At 69.2% G+C, this 18,039-nt stretch carries 16 protein-coding genes; 9 read left to right on the forward strand and 7 right to left on the reverse strand.

Features of this window, described 5'->3' with window-relative positions; translation table 11 throughout:
• Positions 1–56: 56 nt before the first annotated feature.
• A complete protein-coding gene (locus G4D86_RS13220; protein WP_163993382.1) occupies positions 57–1,004 on the reverse strand; it encodes a hypothetical protein in 948 nt (315 codons plus the stop codon).
• A gap of 126 nt (positions 1,005–1,130) precedes the next feature.
• The gene (locus tag G4D86_RS13225) at positions 1,131–1,655 is read right to left on the reverse strand and encodes a DUF3592 domain-containing protein (protein ID WP_163993384.1); all 525 of its coding nucleotides are present in this window, start codon (positions 1,653–1,655) and stop codon (positions 1,131–1,133) included.
• A gap of 110 nt (positions 1,656–1,765) precedes the next feature.
• Here G4D86_RS13225 and G4D86_RS13230 point away from each other — a divergent pair, with 110 nt between their 5' ends.
• Complete coding sequence (locus G4D86_RS13230) at positions 1,766–3,601, forward strand: gluzincin family metallopeptidase (RefSeq protein ID WP_163993386.1); 1,836 nt, start codon at positions 1,766–1,768, stop codon at positions 3,599–3,601.
• Positions 3,601–4,788: a ComEC/Rec2 family competence protein gene (locus G4D86_RS13235; protein WP_163993388.1), complete on the forward strand. Its 1,188-nt coding sequence runs from the start codon at positions 3,601–3,603 to the stop codon at positions 4,786–4,788. Before G4D86_RS13230 ends, G4D86_RS13235 begins: the two co-directional genes overlap by 1 nt.
• Before the next feature lie 36 nt (positions 4,789–4,824).
• On the opposite strand, the gene G4D86_RS13240 is transcribed toward G4D86_RS13235, so the two are convergent.
• From G4D86_RS13240 to G4D86_RS13255, 4 genes are all read right to left on the reverse strand, one after another.
• Positions 4,825–6,135 (reverse strand): DUF4166 domain-containing protein, encoded by a 1,311-nt coding sequence (locus G4D86_RS13240; RefSeq protein ID WP_163993390.1) that lies wholly within the window; start codon positions 6,133–6,135, stop codon positions 4,825–4,827.
• 284 nt (positions 6,136–6,419) lie between these two features.
• Complete coding sequence (locus tag G4D86_RS13245) at positions 6,420–7,589, reverse strand: SRPBCC family protein (RefSeq protein ID WP_163993392.1); 1,170 nt, start codon at positions 7,587–7,589, stop codon at positions 6,420–6,422.
• A gap of 125 nt (positions 7,590–7,714) precedes the next feature.
• On the reverse strand, positions 7,715–8,164 hold the full coding sequence (locus G4D86_RS13250; protein WP_163993394.1) for a hypothetical protein: 450 nt from the start codon (positions 8,162–8,164) through the stop codon (positions 7,715–7,717).
• Between the two features lie 271 nt (positions 8,165–8,435).
• Positions 8,436–9,161, reverse strand: a complete 726-nt coding sequence (locus G4D86_RS13255) for a DUF429 domain-containing protein (protein WP_163993396.1) — start codon at positions 9,159–9,161, stop codon at positions 8,436–8,438.
• Positions 9,162–9,257: 96 nt separating this feature from the next.
• Between G4D86_RS13255 and G4D86_RS13260 the strand changes: the two genes are divergently transcribed.
• Together G4D86_RS13260 and G4D86_RS13265 are read left to right on the forward strand one after the other, a co-directional pair.
• Positions 9,258–10,277 (forward strand): aldo/keto reductase, encoded by a 1,020-nt coding sequence (locus G4D86_RS13260; RefSeq protein ID WP_163993399.1) that lies wholly within the window; start codon positions 9,258–9,260, stop codon positions 10,275–10,277.
• A gap of 88 nt (positions 10,278–10,365) precedes the next feature.
• Positions 10,366–11,487 carry a hypothetical protein gene (locus G4D86_RS13265; protein WP_163993401.1) on the forward strand — a complete coding sequence of 374 codons (1,122 nt, stop codon included), beginning with the start codon at positions 10,366–10,368 and terminating at the stop codon, positions 11,485–11,487.
• A 13-nt stretch (positions 11,488–11,500) separates the two neighbouring features.
• On the opposite strand, the gene G4D86_RS13270 is transcribed toward G4D86_RS13265, so the two are convergent.
• A complete protein-coding gene (locus G4D86_RS13270) occupies positions 11,501–12,481 on the reverse strand; it encodes an aldo/keto reductase (RefSeq protein WP_163993403.1) in 981 nt (326 codons plus the stop codon).
• A gap of 149 nt (positions 12,482–12,630) precedes the next feature.
• Between G4D86_RS13270 and G4D86_RS13275 the strand changes: the two genes are divergently transcribed.
• Genes G4D86_RS13275 through G4D86_RS13295 form a run of 5 tightly spaced genes read left to right on the forward strand, consistent with a single transcriptional unit; the run spans position 12,631 to position 18,027 of the window.
• Positions 12,631–13,473, forward strand: coding sequence for an enoyl-CoA hydratase-related protein (locus G4D86_RS13275; RefSeq protein ID WP_163993405.1), 843 nt, complete (start codon positions 12,631–12,633; stop codon positions 13,471–13,473).
• Positions 13,470–14,156 carry a TetR/AcrR family transcriptional regulator gene (locus tag G4D86_RS13280; protein WP_163993407.1) on the forward strand — a complete coding sequence of 229 codons (687 nt, stop codon included), beginning with the start codon at positions 13,470–13,472 and terminating at the stop codon, positions 14,154–14,156. The genes G4D86_RS13275 and G4D86_RS13280 overlap by 4 nt, the downstream gene beginning before the upstream one ends.
• Positions 14,153–14,980, forward strand: coding sequence for an SDR family oxidoreductase (locus G4D86_RS13285; protein WP_163993410.1), 828 nt, complete (start codon positions 14,153–14,155; stop codon positions 14,978–14,980). Before G4D86_RS13280 ends, G4D86_RS13285 begins: the two co-directional genes overlap by 4 nt.
• A gap of 51 nt (positions 14,981–15,031) precedes the next feature.
• Positions 15,032–16,870, forward strand: a complete 1,839-nt coding sequence (locus G4D86_RS13290; RefSeq protein ID WP_163993412.1) for an AMP-dependent synthetase/ligase — start codon at positions 15,032–15,034, stop codon at positions 16,868–16,870.
• Between the two features lie 17 nt (positions 16,871–16,887).
• The gene (locus G4D86_RS13295) at positions 16,888–18,027 is read left to right on the forward strand and encodes an acyl-CoA dehydrogenase family protein (protein ID WP_163993414.1); all 1,140 of its coding nucleotides are present in this window, start codon (positions 16,888–16,890) and stop codon (positions 18,025–18,027) included.
• Positions 18,028–18,039 lie beyond the last annotated feature (12 nt).

The raw sequence follows: 18,039 nt of genomic DNA on the forward strand, positions 1-18,039 counted from the left end.
GCTGGAGAGCACCACGGACGACTCGCGCCCGGGGGTGTGGGAGCTGGAGCGGAGCGCTACCAGAACTTCAGCTTCTTCAGCGCATTGCCGACGCCCTTGGCAATGTCCTTCACGATTTCGACGGGCTTCTCGATGACCTTCTTCACCGTGTCCTTGATGCCCTTGAGGTCGATGTCGACGTTGAAGCCCAGCTTGAAGCCCACGCCGAGCGCCGCGCCGATGTCGAAGCGGGCCTTGAGGCGGCCGTTCTTGAAGCCGAGCTCGGCGTTGAACGCGACACCCGCGCCTGCCCAGGCCTCCGCGCGGCCACCGACGCTGCCGAACTTGCCCAGGTTGGCCTGCGCCTCCACACCGGCGCGGGCGCCGACGAAGGCGTCGCCGCCAATCTTCGCCGCGTAGATGCCCTTGGCCGGGTCGATGGTCAGCTCGCCGTGAGCCTTCGCCTGGGCGCCGACGTACGCCTCACCCGAGGCCTGCAGGTTGTAGTCGCCCTTGCCGACGCGGACGTTGCCCTGCGCGTGCAGCAGCGTGGCGCTGGCCTTGATGTCACCGACGGCCTTGACCGCGCCGCCCTCGAAGGAGACCTTGCCGCTGCCGCTCGCGGACAGCTCGCCCACCGTGAAGCTGCCCTGACCCTGGGCGATGCCACCGGGGCTGCCGAAGCTGCCGGACTTGCCGTAGCCGACGACGTTCTTCTCGAAGGAGCCCTCGGCCAGCGTCATGCCGGGCAGCTTCCCGGCCAGCTTCCCCGCCTTGCTCTGGTTGGCGTTGGGGGTGAAGAGGTCGCTCGTGTCGCCGCGCGAGAAGCTCTTGTTGTAGTTCTTGTTGATCTGCCCCGAGGACTGGAAGCTGTTCTTGTAGCGACCGTTCTCGTCGATGTGGGTGTTCTTCTTGTCCGGCTGCGTCGCCACCTGGTTCTTCTGGGGCTGCTTGGCGATTTCAGGCTGCTTGAAGGCCTTCGACAGCCCGAGGAAGTTGAAGCCTTGCAGGCTCTTGGTGGACATGGGGGACGCTCCGAGGTCAGGAAATTAAAGCTTGAGCGATTGTCGGTGGGATGTAGCGCGGGGTTGCGTGGGGCTGGATCTTTTGGATCTCCACCCCGGGTGCGCACCCCATCCCACACGGGGCGGTCAGCGGCCGCTGAACCAGCGAATGAAGAAGTAGAAGGCGGTGGTGACGATGAGGCAGGCGGCGCCGGCACCGGGGATGGCCCATGAGGTGGCCTGGACCCCGGGCTCGAGCAGGGCCTGGCTCGGGTCGTTCGGGTCATAGAAGACGGTGACGGGGGCACGGGGGACGTAGCGCGCCGCGTGCGTCTTCGCGTGCTGACTGCTGCTGACCTCCACCACGTCCCGGCCCAGGGCCGTGCCGGTATAGGTCTGCCCGTCCACGGTGTAGGTGTATTCCACCCGCGGGCGGTAGAGGACCTGGGGCTTGGGCTTCGGAGCGTCGTCGTCGTAGCTCTCCTCCTGCCGCAGCGGAGGGGCCTCGCGCGAGGTGACGGTGGAGGAGCGGACGGTGCCCTGGGTGGTGGGCCAGTTCTTCGTCCGCGCGGTCTGCCGCATCCGGAGGAACCCCCAGACCAGGACGCCCAGACCGACGACGCCGAGGATGACGGCGATGGTGGAAAGCACCGACAGGAGCAGTGGCTTCATGATGGGTGCAGCACCATAGCAGCGGTCTCCAGGCAGCCGTCGAGCGGGCCCCTGTCACATCCGGAGGCCCGTCACTCCACCCGGTGAGGAATCACGCGTGGGGGAAGGGCATGGCCGTCGACATCCGCATTCCGGTGCTCGTACAGGACCCGGTCGCCGCCAGTGAGCGGAGCATTCCCCTGATGGAGTGGGTACATCTACGAAGCGAGGACGTGGTGCTGGACGGGCCCGTGTCGCCGCGCGTGGCGGTGCTGGATTTGGACGCGAGCACCGGCAGGCTGAGGCGGGGCGCGCGCTTCCAGTCCTCCGAGCAGGAGGGCACGCCGGGCACCTTCCTGCTCAAGGACCCGAAGCAGCTGGACGCAGCGGACGTCATCCAGGTGAGCGTCTTCGGCGCGGTGCTCCGGACGATGGAGATGTTCGAGGAGGACGACGCTCTCGGCCGCAAGGTGTGCTGGGCCTTCGAGGGCTCGCAGCTCCTCGTCGTGCCCCAGGCGGGCGAGTGGGCGAACGCCTTCTACCAGCGCGAGTCCCGCTCCCTGCAGTTCTTCTACTTCCGCCACCCGCTGCTGAGCGGACGCGGGGAGGAGCGCATCTACACCTGCCACTCGCAGGACATCATCGCGCACGAGACAGCGCACGCGGTGCTGGATGGCATCCTCCCGGACCTGTACCACGCGCTGTCGCCCCAGGCGCTCGCGCTGCATGAAGCGGTGGCGGACCTCACCGCGGCGCTCGCGGCCTTCCGGTGCCGGCCGCTCGTGCGGCAGGTTCTACGGACGCAGGGAGGCAGCATCGCCAGCTCCGGTGCGTTCAGCGCGATTGGCGAACAGTTCGGCCAGGCGCTGGGGAACAAGAGTCACCTTCGCGACCTGCTCAACCAGAAGACGCTGAAGCCCATCGACGGAGGGAAGCCGGAGGACGTCGTCACCTCACTGGAGCCGCACGCGCTGAGCGAGGTGCTCTCCGGCACGCTCTACTCGGTCCTGCTGCGGCTGCACGAGGCGCTCAAGGACGAGTTCGCGCGCAAGCGTCAGGCGCGCATGTCCCTGGTGGCCCCGACGGAGACGGCGCGGCAGACACCGGAAGACGCACCCGAGCCACCGCTGGCACACCAGGGCTTCGTGGCCGAGGACGCGTGGCAGGAGGCGCGAAGGCGTGTCTCCGGCAAGGCGCTGGCGGTGGCCACGTCGCGCTTCAAGCGCAGCCTGTACCGGGGGCTCGACTACCTGCCGCCGGGAGAGGTGTCGTTCGCGGACCTGGGCCGGGCCATCCTCGCCGCGGACGAGGCCGCGCATCCGGACAGCGGCGAGCCGCGCGCGTGGCTGTGCCAGGAGTTCGTGCGCAGGGGCATCGTGAAACATCCGGTCGAGCTGCGCGCGCGGACGAACTTCGCGCACCCCTCCCTGTCGCGGGTGGACCTGGACACGCTGGCGAAGAGCGACTGGGCCGCCTACGACTTCGCCAACCGGCATCGCGGCTTCTTGCGCATCCCGAGGGGACGCTCGTTCCACATCGCGCCGAGGCTCGTGGTGGAGAAGCTGTCCTACGCGGGCGGCGAGCACGCGAAGCGGCGCGTGCGTGAGTGCATCTTCAAGGTCTCCTGGAAGGTGGACGAGCCCGACGAGGTGCCCAGTGGAGAGCTGCCGGACTGGAGACAGGTGACCTTCGGCACGACGCTCGTCATCGACTGCGCGACGCGGCGGGTGCGGGTGCTGCTCACGTCGGACCGGAGCGAGACGCGGAAGGTGGAGCGGGACGGGATGCTGCGAAAGTTGCTGGATGAGGACCTGCTGCGCGTGGGGGACGAGGCGCTCGGTCCGGATGGCAAGCAGCTGTGCGGAGCCATCCAGGCTGAGATTTCCGGCGGCGTGCTCCGCGTGGTGGGCACGGCGCACATGCTGCACATGGTGGAGGAACGCCGCTACCGGAACGGGGGTGGGTGATGGCCGCGCTTCGGGTGAGGACCTACAGCGCGCGGTTCGGGGACACGCTGCTCGTCTCGGTGCCGGACCAGGACGCGGACACGGGACTGACGACGGTGCGGCACGTGCTCGTCGACGCGGGCAACCTGCTGCCGGACGAGGACGGAGTGGACCCGGCCTTTCATCCCGTGCTGGAGGATGTGCTGGCGCAGCTAGGCGGTGCGCCCCTGGACCTCTACGTGCTGGCACACGAGCACCTGGGACATGTGAAGGGGCCGCCACCGCGTGAGCCGTTGAAGCTCCGTCATGCGTGGCTGACGGCCTCGGCGGCGCCGGACTATGCCGAGCAACACCACGAGTCGGCGAGACAGCTCGCGGAGCGCAGGGCCCTGTACGACGACTTGCGCGAGTACTGCCGGCTGAGGCCGGAAGCGGCACGTGGCTCGGTGCCGTCCCTGCTCCTCGGCAATGACTACCGGAAGGCGGAAGCGCGCGCGGAGTTCCTGCGGCGCTCGGCGGAACGCGCGCACTACCTGAGCCGGGATGCATCGCTGATGGAGATGCACCCGTTCAAGGAAGCGACGCTGAAGGTCTGGGCGCCCGAGGTGGAGACTCGCGAGTACGCGGGGAGAGTCTTCCCGGTGGCACTGGGACTGGAGCGGCGGCCGGGAGGCGAGGTGTCGCTCCACGTGCCAGGCCCTCCGGCCGGAGTCGACGCGAGCGCCTTCTACAACCTGCTCAAGTGGCGGCGCCAGGGAACGGGAGACGACCTGATCGCCATCGACGCGGCGGCGAAGAACACGAGCATCGTCTTCAGCCTGGAGTGGCGTGGCTGGCGGTTGCTCTTCGCCGGAGACGCGGGGGCGCGGAGCTGGAAGGTGATGAAGCAGCGGGACGTGCTGAGGCCGGTGCACTTCCTCCAGGTGGGGGACCATGGCACGCCGGACGAAGCCATCCTCGATGCCATCCTCCCCATGGAGGGCGCGGACGGAAGGCAGCGGTACGCGGTCAGCTCCGAGGGCAACGGCGTCTCACGGCTCCGCTCACGGTGCACGGCGAGCACTCCGCCCAAAGGCGCGCTCTATGTGGACCTGATGTTCGAGGACGTGGAGAGGCAGCAGGTGCCTCCGAGACTCCGCCGTGCCGTGCCCGCGCGAGCCCACGGGCTTCGAGGGCTCACCCGGGGCGGTGGCAAGCGCAGGGCGTGACCTCCCACTGTGGAGAACTTGTGAACCGGTTCTCGCTCAGGCTTTCGCCGGAGCCTGGGTCATGCGGACATCGTCGCGCCAGGCCTTGTAGTGGATGCGGCCTGGCGGGTTCTCATGCATGCCCTCGGGTGACAGCGTGCCGATGATGTCCACGGACTCGGAGCCGTCCGGGGCGGGGTGGGTGCGGAACTCGACGCACAGTCCGAACAGCGGCACCGGCAGTCCGTGCCACAGCACGCGGCGGCCACGCAGGGACACTCCGCCGTCCTCCAGCACGCGGACGTTCAACTCCACTTCGAGTCCGTGCTCGACGAAGACCTCGTAGAGCCGGCCCTTGCGCACGACGAAGTCGGAGTCGAACACGCGCAGCACACCGTCGCAGTACAGCTCGCGCACGAAGTGCATGGAGCCGTCCACGCGGCGGAAGGTGCGGAAGCGCGAGGGGAAGGCCCGTGCACCGTGCTCGGAGACGCCCTGCCCGAGCAGCCGCGTGGCCACCCATGCGATTCCCCGGGCCATCCGCGTGTGCAGCTCCACGGAGGCAGTCACGGCCCAAGCACCGGGGTTGCTGTAGAAGCGCACCACGCGAGGGTCCACGCGTGCCACGTCCTCACCGAGTGTCGCCGCGAGCAGGGGCCATGCCTCCGCCGGGCCCACGCGCTGGCCGCGGTGGAGGGCCCGCACGCCACGGCGATACACGCCCGCCGCGGCCCACGCGGTGACGAAGCTGGAGAGCAGCAGCCAGGCCGCGCGCCGCTCGTCCACCAGTCCCGGGTACTCCGGCCAGCGAGGGAGGAGCACCGCGCGAGCGGTGGCGAGGGCGTAGTGCTGGAGCAGGCTCCACCCGGCGCGCAGCAGCCGCCTCAGTGTCACGGCCATGCCGTGAGCCATTGCCGCCTCACCGGACACGGCCCCCGCGAGGGCAGGCTGGTCGAAGAAGCGCGAGCCGAGCGTCATCTCCAGGTGCTGCATGAGCAGGCGCCACAGCGGCTCGCCGTCATGGGCCCGCGCCTCCATGAGGAAGGCCGCTTCGTGTCCCGCTTCCCGTGCCTCGGCGGCGTCCTGCAGGTGGGCTTCAATCCACCGCTCATCGCGAATCTCCAGGGGAAGTCCTTCGGCACAGGCCCGCGCGTACGAGGCCCAGGCCGCAGTGCGCGGCCGTCTGAGAGAGTCCACCGGCAGCACCGCCGCGCCCAGTCGGGCGAACGGAGCGGACACGCCCCAGAAGCGGCCCAGGGCGACGGCGCTCGCGACCAGCAGGTGCACCCGGGCCATGCGGCAGGGGTGGGCACCGTAGAAGTCCGCGAGCAGCGCCACCGCCAGGCGGGATGCACGCTGACGGTGCACGAAGGCCCGGAGTGCTTCTTCCGAAGAAGTACCGGGCAACCACTTCCGGGCGTCCGCGAGCTCCACAGCGGAAATGCCCTCATCGGCATCCTCCCGTCCCTGTTCCCACAGGCACGGGAAGACTCCCTCACTGTCATCGTGGAGCACGCCAGAGCCGTGCTCGCGTCCTCGCCCGGAAGGTCCATCGTTACCGACGGTGCGCGGGGTCTCATCGTCCGTCTCACTCGCTCGCACGAAGTCCCTCCGTTGGAATCGATGCACTCCCTCCGCCGAGACCGAGCCGCTCATGGCGATACCTCCACAAGTTCTCCACAGGAGGGCGCCGCCTCACGGTTCTCATTGCCGGAGCCGAGCCAGCTCCGCGCCGCCCCCGGAGCGGGCGCCCTGCCCAGCACACGCGCGAGGACGAACAGCGCGAAGCGCCACCGCGAGCGACCCCGGGCCGGCGCGCCCTCATCCCCGGCGCACCACTGGCGCAGCGTCTCGAAGCCCCACTCCGTGCCCAGCCGCATGACGGGGCGGAACAGCACCGCGTCGAGCAACTCGCCCACCACGCCGTGCCGTGTCTGGTAGTCGAACACCGTCTTGAAGAACGTTCCCTCCGCCCTGCGCTCGTAGAGCCACAGACCGCGGCCCTTGAGGATGAGGCTGCGGAAGTCGTCCGAGCCGAACTCGAACGTGGAGCGCACCAGCGGTGTGTTCGCGAGGTAGCGGCCCCAGCCCTTCACCTCCAGCCCGAAGCCCAGGTGCGTGCGGTAGTCCATCAGGTGGAAGCCGCGCGCATCACACTCCGGCAGATAGCGGATGGAGGTGAAGCGCACGTCCCATTGAGTGTGCAACTCCGGCTCCTGCGTGCGCTCCCACACAGTCTCGACGGGGGCGGGGATGAGCGCCTCCACGACGATGCGGCGCGGAGGCGGCTGCTTCGGAACCGCCGGCGCGCGGCGGAACGCGAACCACCGCACCAGGTCCCGAGCGAACGAAGCGAGCGCCACCACGCCCATCACCGTCATCAGCGTACGCAGGGCCACGGGGACGGCGGGCGGGTCCACGCGAAGGCCCGTGGGCAGGAGCCGGTCGGGCCACACGGCGTGGAAGATGGACATGAGGTACAGCCCGACGAGCACGCTGAGCACCACGTGCATGAAGTACTCGCCGCGAGGCAGTCCACCCTGGGGTGCGCGGCTGTCGCGCTCCTCCCAGACGTCGGCCCAGGCGACGAAGACGTCCGCCGCGTAGAGCACCGCGAGCAACCCCAGCGCCGCGCCCTGGAAGCGCAGGTGTGGCACCCAGAGGAACTGGAGCCCGTAGATGACGTGGCGCACGGTGTGCCAGAGGACTTCCCGCTGGCACTCGGCGCGCTCCTGGAGGCGGCCGCGCCACGTGTGGAAGTAGAGGACGTCGAAGGCGCCCAGCAGTCCGATGGCCAGCAGCAGGTAGAAAGCGGCAGTCATACCCGGCCCCTGTGCAACGGGGCGGCCAGCGTCGCGCCGTGCCCCAACCGCGCGGAATCTCAGGGCGTCACGGGGGCCACGGCACCGTCACTGTCAACGCCGTGGACAGTGGTGACAACGCCAGGTCAGAACACGTCCTTGGCGGGAATGGAGATGCCGGAGAGCTCGACCAGGTACAGGCATGCGGCGCGGAAGGCGCCCGCGGGGCCTTCCCGCTCAGGAGAGTGGACGTCCAGCGCGTGGTAACTCCCACCTCGGACACCCTCGAGAAGCCACGCTGCGCCGTCCGTATAGGCGAAGTTGCCATCCAGGAAGTAGCGGTCGGCGGACCAGAATCGTGCCTGTTCCAGTCGACGACGGAACTCCTGCCATTGGCTCGGCGTGAGGAGGATGCGCTGGTCGATGAGCAAGTCACCGTCCCGAAGATCCCCCATCTTGACGTGCAGGGAGTGGACGGGACCGAACTGCGTGACACGGATGAGCACGTAGTCGTTGAACGAGCGCATCCACGTGAAGCGGTAGGTCTCGGTGCCAGGTGCCGCTGGAAACAGCGGACCTTCCCCGAACGTGTTCACGATGACGGAGGAATGCCAGCAGTGGCTGAGCAGCCGGACTCTCTCATCATGGACCATCACGAAGAACTGCGGTCCGAGCTCGAAAGGGAGTGCGTATTTCGGGAACACGTCGGGCCAGGTGTCCTCACCTATGCGACAGGTCCGCGTCCCCAGCACGTCTTCGTAGGAGAAGATCCCATCCCGCAGACTCGTACAGGCCCCGAGCAGGAGCGCGAGACACATGAGCCACTGGCGCATGGGTACACCCTGCGCCACAGCCGTCCTGCAATCCTCACGGTTCGCTCATGGTTTCCGCACGGAATCGCAGGTCCAGGATGCGCCCTTCACGCAGCCACCCGTGAGCATCCACCGTGAGCGGCGCACCCACGGCCACCACCCGCTCCGGCGCCTTCCGCGTCAGCCACCCCAGCCAGGCACACAGCGCCGCATCGAGCTGGTCATGCGTGGGCAATTCCCCCTCCGGAAAGCGCAGCCCGTTCGCCTCCAGCACCGCGCGTCGCCGCTCACGCCCATCGCGTGACGCCTTTGCCCCCAACTTCTCCACAGCCAGCGTCCTCCACGTCGCGCCGGGGAACGCCTCGAACAGGCGCGCTTCACCCAGCGCATCCGTATCCACATCCAGCATCGGCAACCCACCCCGGGCCCGCAGTCCGGCGAACAGCAGCACGCTCCCGCGCACGAACCCGCAGAACGGACGCCCCGGCACGGGCAGTACGTCCGGTGTCCTCCCGGGGGCGCGCAGCAACCGCTCCGCCTCCCGCACCTGTGCCCCCGGCCGTGCCAGCGCCTGCGGCCCATCCACGACGAGCACATCCTCCGCGCCCACGGGGAACGCCGCCGCCAATTCCACGGGGTCGAAGTCACCACCCCGTGACGGAGGCGCGGGCCACCGGGCCTCGGAGAAGCGCACCCGTCCCCGCGTGTCGGCCTCCGCGATATCCACCGGGCGACACGCGCGCGAGTACGGGTCCGTCAAGTCCCAGCCCACGAAGCGCACGGCCCCCTCATGCACCGGGAGTGCTGCGCCGTCCACTCCGACCCGTTACATCTCCCGCCCTCAGTCCCCAAGCAGGACACACGAGGTGGCACGCACATGAATTACCGGCAGCTGGGCCGCACTGGCCTCTATGTCTCGGAGCTGTGCTTCGGAGCCATGACCTTCGGCGGAGAGGGCTTCTGGAAGGTCGTCGGCACGCAGGGCCAGTCGGAGGCCGACAAGCTCGTGGGCCGCTCCCTGGACGCGGGCATCAACTTCTTCGACACGGCCAACGTCTACTCCAATGGCGCCTCCGAGCAGCTCCTCGGCAAGGCCCTGGGCGCGAAGCGCTCCAACGTCGTGCTGGCCACCAAGGTCCGCGGGCGCATGGGGCCGGGTCCCAACGAGCTGGGCCTGTCGCGGGGCCACATCATGGACTCGGTCCACTCGAGCCTGAAGCGCCTGGGCACCGACTACATCGACCTGTACCAGATTCACGGCTACGACCCCGTCACGCCGCTGGACGAGACGCTGCGTGCGCTCGACGACCTCATCCATCAGGGCAAGGTGCGCTATCTCGGCGCGTCCAACCTGGCCGCGTGGCAGCTCATGAAGGCGCTGGGCATCAGCGAGAACAAGGGCCTGGCCCGCTTCGAGTCGCTGCAGGCCTACTACACCATCGCCGGACGCGACCTGGAGCGCGAGCTGGTGCCACTGATGAAGGACCAGCACCTGGGCCTCATGGTGTGGAGCCCGCTGGCCGGTGGCTTCCTCAGCGGCAAGTACCGCCGCGAGCAGCAGGGCCCGCAGGGCAGCCGCCGCGTCGACTTCGACTTCCCGCCCATCAACAAGGACCGCGCCTATGACGTCATCGACGTGATGGACGGCGTGGCCAAGGAGCACAACGTCTCCGTGGCGCGCGTGGCGCTCGCGTGGCTGCTGCACCAGCAGCACGTCACCACCATCATCATCGGCGCGAAGAACGAGCAGCAGCTCGAGGACAACCTCGCGGCCACCACGCTGAAGCTCACGCCCGAGCAGCTCACGAAGCTCGACGCCGTCTCGAAGCTCCCGGACGAGTACCCGCAGTGGATGCTCGAGCGGCAGGGCGCGGACCGCGTGACCCCCGCGAAGTAGCCACGTCGAAAAGCAGGGCACGGGAAGATTCAGGAGAGGGCGCGTTCCAGGGGCATCGCTTCAAACACGAAGCCCCAAGGAGCCTCTCATGCAACGCCGTGCCCTGCTGTCCGCCGCCCTGCTGTTCGCCTCCGCCTGTGGTCCCGTCCCCGAGGACGCGACCCCCACTGACACGTCCTCGCTGGCGAGCGCGGAGCAGGACCTCTGCGTCACCCCGCGCAAGCTGAACCTCCTGTCCAATGCGAGCTACGACACGGTGGGCTCCGTCGGGAACCCCGTCTCCCTCATCACCTCTGTACCCGGGGGTGCGGGGTGGTCCGCGGCGGCGGACTGGACGATGTTCACCAACACCGCGGGCTACATCTACTCGCGCGTGCTGCCGACGGCGCGGCCCAACGCGGGCACGTCGAACATGATTCAGGTGAACACGCTGGGCTGGGGCAACGGCCTGGTGCAGGTGTTCAAGCCCTTCGGCACGGGGCCGAGGAAGGTCATCTCGGGCGCGTGGGTCTTCGTGCTGCGCGGCAAGGTGGGCATGGGCGCGGGCAACGGTGGCAACACGGGCCTGGACACCCTCAGCCAGACGACGGGCCAGTGGGAGTGGCTGGCCGCGTCCAACGGCGTCTCTCCGGCCAACGAGTTCATCATCTACTCGGCGGACGTGGGCGGCGCGGAGTTCTTCGTCGACGCCGCGAGCGTGGTGGAGGCGCCCAACCTCCTGAAGAACGCTGACTTCGACCTGCTGAGCGGCAACAGCGTGTTCGCGACGAGCAGCGTGAATGTGCCGGGCGGCGCGGGCACCTCCGCGGCGGCGAACTGGACGCTGTTCGCGAACACGGCGCCGGCGCACTTCTACACGGAGGTGAAGCCGTCCACGCGAGTGCCGGGGACGCGGATGATGCGCGTCATGACCTCGGGCGAGCGCAACGGCCTGGTGCAGGTCTTCCCGTCCGACAACCCGTGTGACTTGGACGGGCCGGACCACGCGGTGTCGGGCGCGTGGGTCTACGTGCGCAGCGGCAAGGTGGGCCTGGGCACGGGCAACGGTGGCAACACGCACATCGACACGGAGAGCACCCTGCTGAACCAGTGGGAGTGGCTGTCCGCGCCCAACGGTGTGTCTCCGGCGAACGAGCTCATCCTCTACTCGACGAACACCACCGGCGCGGACTTCGACGTGGACTTCGCGAGCGTCAACGAGACGCCGTGAGCTGAAGGAAAGCTCAGTTCCACGGCAGGGAGGAGCGCTTCGCCCAGTAGTCGCGAGGCGCCTCCACCAGACCGAGCAGTCGTGAGTCCAGCTCCGCGCTCCAAGGCACGGAGCGCGCGGCCAGGTTGTCCCGGAGCTGCTCCACGGTGGAAGCACCGCTGAGCACCACGGAGACCCACGGCTGCGCGAGCACCGCGGCGAGCGCGAGCGCATCCGGTGTCACGCCGCGCTCGGAAGCCAGCGCGCGCAGCGGAAGCAACTCCGGGCTGGAGTCGCGCGAGGTGAGCCGGCCATTGGCCACGGCCTCCTTGACGATGACGCCCCAGCCGGCGGCATGGGCCTCCGCGAGCGCGGGCCCGGCGGAGCGCTCCAGCAGGTTCCACGTGGCCTGCACGCAAGAGAACACCGGCGCCCCATCCACACGGACCTCCAGCGCGCTCCGCAGCACGTCCGCCTGCGAGGCACCGCTGAGCGACAGTCCCACGGCGAGCCCCTGCTCCCGCAGCCGGGCCAGCGCGGAGAGGACGGCGGTGTCTCGCAGCACGCCGCTCTCAAAAGTGGCGGAGTGAATTTGATACAGCGCCAGGTGCGGCCCCAGCAGCGCGCGGCTCTCCCCGAGCTGCCGCTGGAGGGTGGGAAGGGTGTGGTCCTTCACCTCGTGGTGCTCGGCGCGGACCTGCCAGTCGGCGGTGTACGTGTAGCCCCACTTGGAGCCCACGGTGACGTCCCCGGGACGCAGCCCCCGAGCAGAGAGCCACGACGCGAGGAACGCCTCCGCGCGGCCGTACGAGCGCGCGGCGTCGAAGTAGCGGACACCGGCGTCATACGCGGCATCCAGCACCGCATGGGCCTGGCGCTCCATGGCGGGAACGGAGCGGTCCTCACCGAAGTCGGCGCCATGGCCGAGGGTGATGTAGCCCGGCCGGCCGAGCGCGGCGAGACCGAGGCCCAGCGAGGAGACAGACGGCCCGTGGGCACCGAGGGTCCGAGTCATGAGACCCTACGTAGCGCATCCAGGAAGTTCACGAACGCGCGGTGACGCAACACGTCGAAAGCCAGACAGGCTTCCGAGCAGCCCTTGTTGTTGACACTGTGCCAACAAGCTCCCATCATCATTCTCACGGGAGCACGGAGGTCCCATCCATGAGCTACCAACACATCCGGTCTTCGCTCTCGGGCCGGATTGCCACGCTGGAGCTGCACCGCCCCGAAGCGCGCAATGGCTTCACGGTGACCATGGCGGACGAGCTCGCCCACGCGCTCGACGCCGCGGATACGAACGAAGACGTGCGCGTGGTCATCCTCACCGGCGCGGGCAGGGACTTCTGCGTGGGAGCGGACCTGAGCGGCCAATCGCTCGAGGTGATGAATGAAGAGGTCCTGGCGCGCGGCTGGATTGAGCCGGCGACCCGCGTGACGCGCCGGATGTTCGCGCTGCGAAAGCCCGTCATCGCCGCCGTCCATGGCGCCGCGGTGGGTGTGGGCTCGACGATGATTCTCCCCGCGGACTTCCGCCTCGCCGCGAAGGACAGCCGCTTCGGCTTCGTCTTCAGCCGGCGTGGCATCTATCCGGAGGCGGGCTCCAGCTGGTTCCTGCCGCGCATCGTCGGAATGGGGCGCGCGCTCGACTGGATGGTGAGCGGCCGGCTCATCCCCGCGGAGGAGGCGCTCGGCGCGGGCCTGGTGCGCTCCCTCCACGAGCCCGAGGCCCTGCTCGCCGCCGCCCATGCGCTCGCCCAAGAGCTGGTGGAGACCACCGCGCCGGTGTCCGTCGCCGTCATCCGGCAGGAGCTCTACCGGATGAGCGCGCTGCCTTCGCCCGAGCCCGCCTTCGCGCTCGACAGTCGGCTCATCGCGAGCCTGGGGCAGAGCGAGGACGCCGTGGAGGGCGTGATGTCCTTCCTGCAGAAGCGGCCCGCGAAGTTCCCCCGGACGCTCGGCGAGGACCTGCCGGCATTCCTCCCCTGGCTGGAGCAGCAGTCATGAGCTCCGCCGAGGCTCCACGCTGGAAGCGGCTCGAGCCGGACACGCGCCGGGAACAGATTCTCGAGTGCGCCGCGCGGTTGTTCGGCGAGCGCCCGTACGCGGACGTCTCCACCACGGACATCGCCCTGGAGGCAGGCGTCGCGCGGGGGCTCATCAACCACTACTTCGGGCAGAAGCGGGACCTCTACTTGAAGGTCGTGAAGAGGATGCTGCTCATGCCCGGCCTGGAAGAGAACGTGCCCATGACCGGGAGCTTGAGGCAGCGGGTGGAGCGCAGCGTCGAGTGGTACCTCAACACGGTGGCGACCCACGGAAAGACGTACGTGGCCGTCACCGGTTCGGGGGGCATCGGCTCGGACCCGGAGGTGGACCGCATCATCTCCGAGGCGGACGACGTGGCCTCCTCGAAGACGCTCGAGTTCCTGGGCCTCAAGGTGGAGGTCGGAAGCGACGTACGGCACCGGGCGATGATGCGCTCCTACGCCGGCCTGGTGAAGGCCACCATCCGCGAGTGGATTCGCGGTGGGACGCTCTCCCGCGAGGACGCGCACCTGCTCCTGAGCGAAGCGCTCATCACCATCGTGCGCGACGTGTTCCCCCAGCTCGCTCAACAGGCCGGTCCCGAGCGTGGCGACGCGAAGGCGCCGAAGACGGGGCCCAAGCGGGGAAGGGACGAGAAATGACTCTCGAGCCGCTCGCGGGACGCACGCTGTTGATGTCCGGAGGAAGCCGCGGCATCGGGCTGGCGATTGGCGTCGCGGCGGGACGGCTGGGCGCCAATGTCGCGCTCCTGGCGAAGACGGACACCCCGGACCCGAGGCTGCCCGGGACGGTGCACACGGCGGCCGCGGAAATCGAAGCCGCGGGCGGCCGGGCGCTCGCGGTGGTCGGCGACGTGCGCGACGAAGCGGACGTGCAGCGGGCCGTGGACGAGACGGTGGCGCGCTTCGGCGGCATCGACTTCTGCGTCAACAACGCGAGCGCCCTCGCTCCGCTGAAGACGGAGGAGCTGTCCGTCAAGCGCTTCGACCTGATGCAGCAGATTCAGCTGCGGGGGACGTTCCTCCTGACGCGTGCGTCGCTGCCGCACCTGCGGCGCTCCTCCCAGGCGCACATCCTCTCGCTGTCGCCGCCGGTGAACCTGGCGCCGCACTGGATGGGGAAGCACCCGGCGTACACGCTGGCCAAGTACGGGATGACGCTGCTCACGCTCGGCTGGGCCGCGGAGTTCGCCGAGGCAGGCATCGCCGCGAATGCGCTCTGGCCCCGGACGCTCATCGCCACCGCCGCGGTGAAGAACCTGCTCGGGGGCGACACGTCGATGGAGCGGGCCCGCGCGCCGGACATCATGGCGGACGCGGCCGTGGCCATCCTCCAGCGCCGGCCGCGCGAGTGCACCGGAAACACCTTCATCGACGAGGACGTCCTGCGCGCCGAGGGCGTCACCGACTTCACGCGCTACGGGGGCGGGCCCGACGTCCTGCTCGACCTCTACGTCGACCCCTGAAGAGGAACACCCCACACAGCACGCAAGGCCAATGACTCGGAGGAGGTACCCATGGGTCCGTCCCTCGCAGCCCTGGAAGCGCAGTGCCAATCACAGGCGGACAAGCTCACGCTGCCGCTCCTGCTCAAGCGCAATGCCGAGGAGTACGCGGGCGAGCCCGCCCTCACCGCCGGAGACAGGACGCTCACCTGGGCCTGGCTGCGCGAGCAGACAGCCGCGCTCTGTCGCGGGCTCGGCGCGCTCGGGCTGAGGCGCGGCGAGCGGATGATGATCATGATGTCCAGCCGGCCGGAGCACTGGGTCATCGACTATGCGGCGGCCCACCTCGCCGCCATCCCCTGCACCGCGTACCAGACGCTGAGCACCGAGCAGATAGGCTACGTCGCGCGGCACAGCGCGGCCACGGTGGTGGTGCTGGAGGGCGCGGACGAAGTCTCACGGTGGTTGCCGGTGCTCGACACGCTCCGGGCGCTCAAGCGGGTCATCGTCGTCGACGCCTCGGCGATTCCCGCCGGGGATGCGCGCTTCGTTTCCTACGCGGAAGTCGAAGCCGAGGGACGCGGGCTGCACGAGGCGGACCCCACCGTCTTCGAGGACGGCTGGAAGGCCATCCGGCCCGAAGACCCCATCTCGATGATCTACACCTCGGGCACCACCGGCGACCCGAAGGGCGTGGTGCTGAGCCACCGCAACGCCTTCTACGAGGCCGTCGCGGTGGACCTCTCCGCTCCCGTCCCGATGCGGGTTCCCTCCATCGCCTACCTCCCGCTGGCGCACATCGGCGAGCGCGAGCTCGGCCTCTACCGCGCGCTCTACAAGGCGCTGCACGTGCACATCTGCACGGACCCGGCGGGCGTGATGCCGATGATGGCGCGGGCGCGTCCCCCCGCGTTCTTCGGCGTGCCACGCCTCTGGGAGAAGCTCGCCGCGGGCCTGCGGGCGAAGCTGGACGCGCTCGAAGCCCCGAAGCGCGAGGCCATCCTCGCCGCCCACGCGGTGGCGCTGGAGGCCTTCCGGCTCGAAGGCTCCGGAGGGGCCGTGTCCCCGGAGCTGCAGCGGAAGGCGGAGGAGGCGGAGGCGCGAGTTTTGAAGCCCCTGCGCCAGACGCTCGGACTGGACGCGCTGCAGTGGGCGAGCAGCGGCTCGGCGCCCATCCCCGTGGACATCCTCGAGTACCTCGGCGGCTTCGGCATCAAGGTGCTGGAGGTCTGGGGCATGAGCGAGACGACGGGCTGCGCCACCGTCAACACGCCTACGGACTTCCGCGTCGGCGCGGTGGGGCGGACCATCCCAGGGGTGCAGCTCCGGCTGGCCCCGGACGGTGAAATCTTCGTCCGCGGCCCCGTGGTGTTCCTCGGCTACCTCTCCGAGGACGGCCGGATTGTCAGCGCGACGGACAGGGACGGCTGGCTCGCCACCGGCGACATCGGCACGGTCGACTCCGACGGCTTCCTCTCCATCACCGACCGGAAGAAGGAGCTGATCATCACCTCGAGCGGGAAGAACATCGCGCCCTCGAAGATTGAGGGAATGCTGCGCGCGCACCCGCTCGTCGGTCAGGCGATGGCGATTGGTGACAATCGTCCCTTCTTGACGGCACTCATCTCCCTGGACCCGGAAGCCGCGCCGGTCTGGGCCAAGGCCCGCGGCGTCGTGGCGCAGTCGCTCGTCGACCTCATGCGCGACCCGACGATTCGCGCCGAGCTCGACTCCCTCGTGGCGAAGACCAATGCCCGGCTCTCGCGGGCGGAGCAGCTCAAGCGCTACGAGGTGGTCCCCGAGGCGTGGTCTCCGGTGACGGGCGAAATCACGCTCACCCTCAAGCTCAAGCGCCGCGTCATCCTCGAGAAGTACGCCGAGCGCATCGCCTCGCTCTACGCAAACGCCTGAAAGGGCCTCCCACTCCCATGCATGCGAGAACCCCGGAGCAAGCCTCGTTCGCCGCCGCCATCGACGCGTTCTGCCGCGACAAGACGGGGACGCGCGCGCAGCGCGACGCGCTGACCCGGAACGGCACCGAGGCCCACAACCCCACCCTCTACGCGCAGATGGCGGAGCTCGGCTGGCTCGGGGTGGGCCTCCCGCTGAAGTACGGCGGCTCGGGCGGCGGCATGGCCGACATGTGCCTCTTCGCCGAGCGCACCGCGTACGGGCTCGCCCCGGTGGGGGGCTATGTCACCACGGCGGTCGCCGCCGGGCCGTACGCGAAGTTCGGCACCGAGGCCCAGCGCGAGAAGGTCCTCGGCGGCATCATCCAGGGCCGCGTGGAGGCCATCTCCATCTCCGAGCCCGGAGCCGGCTCGGACGCCGCCGCCATCACCTGCCGCGCGACGCGGACACAGGGCGGCTTCGTCATCAACGGGCAGAAGACCTGGTGCTCCAACGCGCACCTCGCGGACCACATGTTGCTCGTGGCCCGCACCAGCACCACGGGCTCGCGTCATGAGGGACTCACGATGTTCTGCGTCCCCACCGGCACGCCCGGAGTGGAGATTCGCGGCATCCCCACCATGGCGGGCAGGGACGTCAACGACGTCTTCTTCACCGACTGCTTCCTGCCGGAGAGCGCCGTCGTCGGCGTCGTAGACCAGGCCTGGCCGCAATTGATGGCGGGGCTCAACAGCGAGCGGCTCATCCTCGCGGCGACCATGCTCGGCCGCGGCCGGCGCGCGTTCGACGACGCCGTCACGTACGTGAAGGAGCGCAAGCAGTTCGGCAAGCCGGTGGGCTCCTTCCAGGCGCTCAAGCACCGCATCGCGGATCTCGCCACCGAGCTCGACTGCTGCGAGCTGCTCCTCTACCGAGTGGCCGCGATGGCGGACGAGGCGCCCGAGCGGATGCTCCCTCGCGAGGCCTCCATGGCGAAGCTGAAGACGACCGAGACGGCCAAGCGCGTGGCGCTCGAGGGCATGCAGATGATGGGCGGCTACGGCTACGCGACCGAATACGACATGGAGTCGCATCTGCGCGCCACGGTCATCTCCACCGTCTACGGCGGCACGAGCGAAATCCAGCGCGACATCATCGGCAAGACGTTCGGGCTTTAGAACGGAGACAGG

Origin of the sequence: Pyxidicoccus caerfyrddinensis, assembly GCF_010894405.1 — a bacterium.
In the GTDB taxonomy this organism is placed as follows: Bacteria; Myxococcota; Myxococcia; order Myxococcales; family Myxococcaceae; genus Myxococcus; species Myxococcus caerfyrddinensis.

Excerpts from the sequence above, each read along its gene's own strand:
- G4D86_RS13220 (WP_163993382.1), bottom strand. The coding sequence starts at position 1,004 with ATGTCCACCAAGAGCCTGCAAGGCTTCAACTTCCTCGGGCTGTCGAAG.
- G4D86_RS13225 (WP_163993384.1), bottom strand. The coding sequence starts at position 1,655 with ATGAAGCCACTGCTCCTGTCGGTGCTTTCCACCATCGCCGTCATCCTC.
- G4D86_RS13230 (WP_163993386.1), top strand. The coding sequence starts at position 1,766 with ATGGCCGTCGACATCCGCATTCCGGTGCTCGTACAGGACCCGGTCGCC.
- G4D86_RS13235 (WP_163993388.1), top strand. The coding sequence starts at position 3,601 with ATGGCCGCGCTTCGGGTGAGGACCTACAGCGCGCGGTTCGGGGACACG.
- G4D86_RS13245 (WP_163993392.1), bottom strand. The coding sequence starts at position 7,589 with ATGACTGCCGCTTTCTACCTGCTGCTGGCCATCGGACTGCTGGGCGCC.
- G4D86_RS13260 (WP_163993399.1), top strand. The coding sequence starts at position 9,258 with ATGAATTACCGGCAGCTGGGCCGCACTGGCCTCTATGTCTCGGAGCTG.
- G4D86_RS13265 (WP_163993401.1), top strand. The coding sequence starts at position 10,366 with ATGCAACGCCGTGCCCTGCTGTCCGCCGCCCTGCTGTTCGCCTCCGCC.
- G4D86_RS13270 (WP_163993403.1), bottom strand. The coding sequence starts at position 12,481 with ATGACTCGGACCCTCGGTGCCCACGGGCCGTCTGTCTCCTCGCTGGGC.
- G4D86_RS13275 (WP_163993405.1), top strand. The coding sequence starts at position 12,631 with ATGAGCTACCAACACATCCGGTCTTCGCTCTCGGGCCGGATTGCCACG.
- G4D86_RS13280 (WP_163993407.1), top strand. The coding sequence starts at position 13,470 with ATGAGCTCCGCCGAGGCTCCACGCTGGAAGCGGCTCGAGCCGGACACG.
- G4D86_RS13285 (WP_163993410.1), top strand. The coding sequence starts at position 14,153 with ATGACTCTCGAGCCGCTCGCGGGACGCACGCTGTTGATGTCCGGAGGA.
- G4D86_RS13290 (WP_163993412.1), top strand. The coding sequence starts at position 15,032 with ATGGGTCCGTCCCTCGCAGCCCTGGAAGCGCAGTGCCAATCACAGGCG.
- G4D86_RS13295 (WP_163993414.1), top strand. The coding sequence starts at position 16,888 with ATGCATGCGAGAACCCCGGAGCAAGCCTCGTTCGCCGCCGCCATCGAC.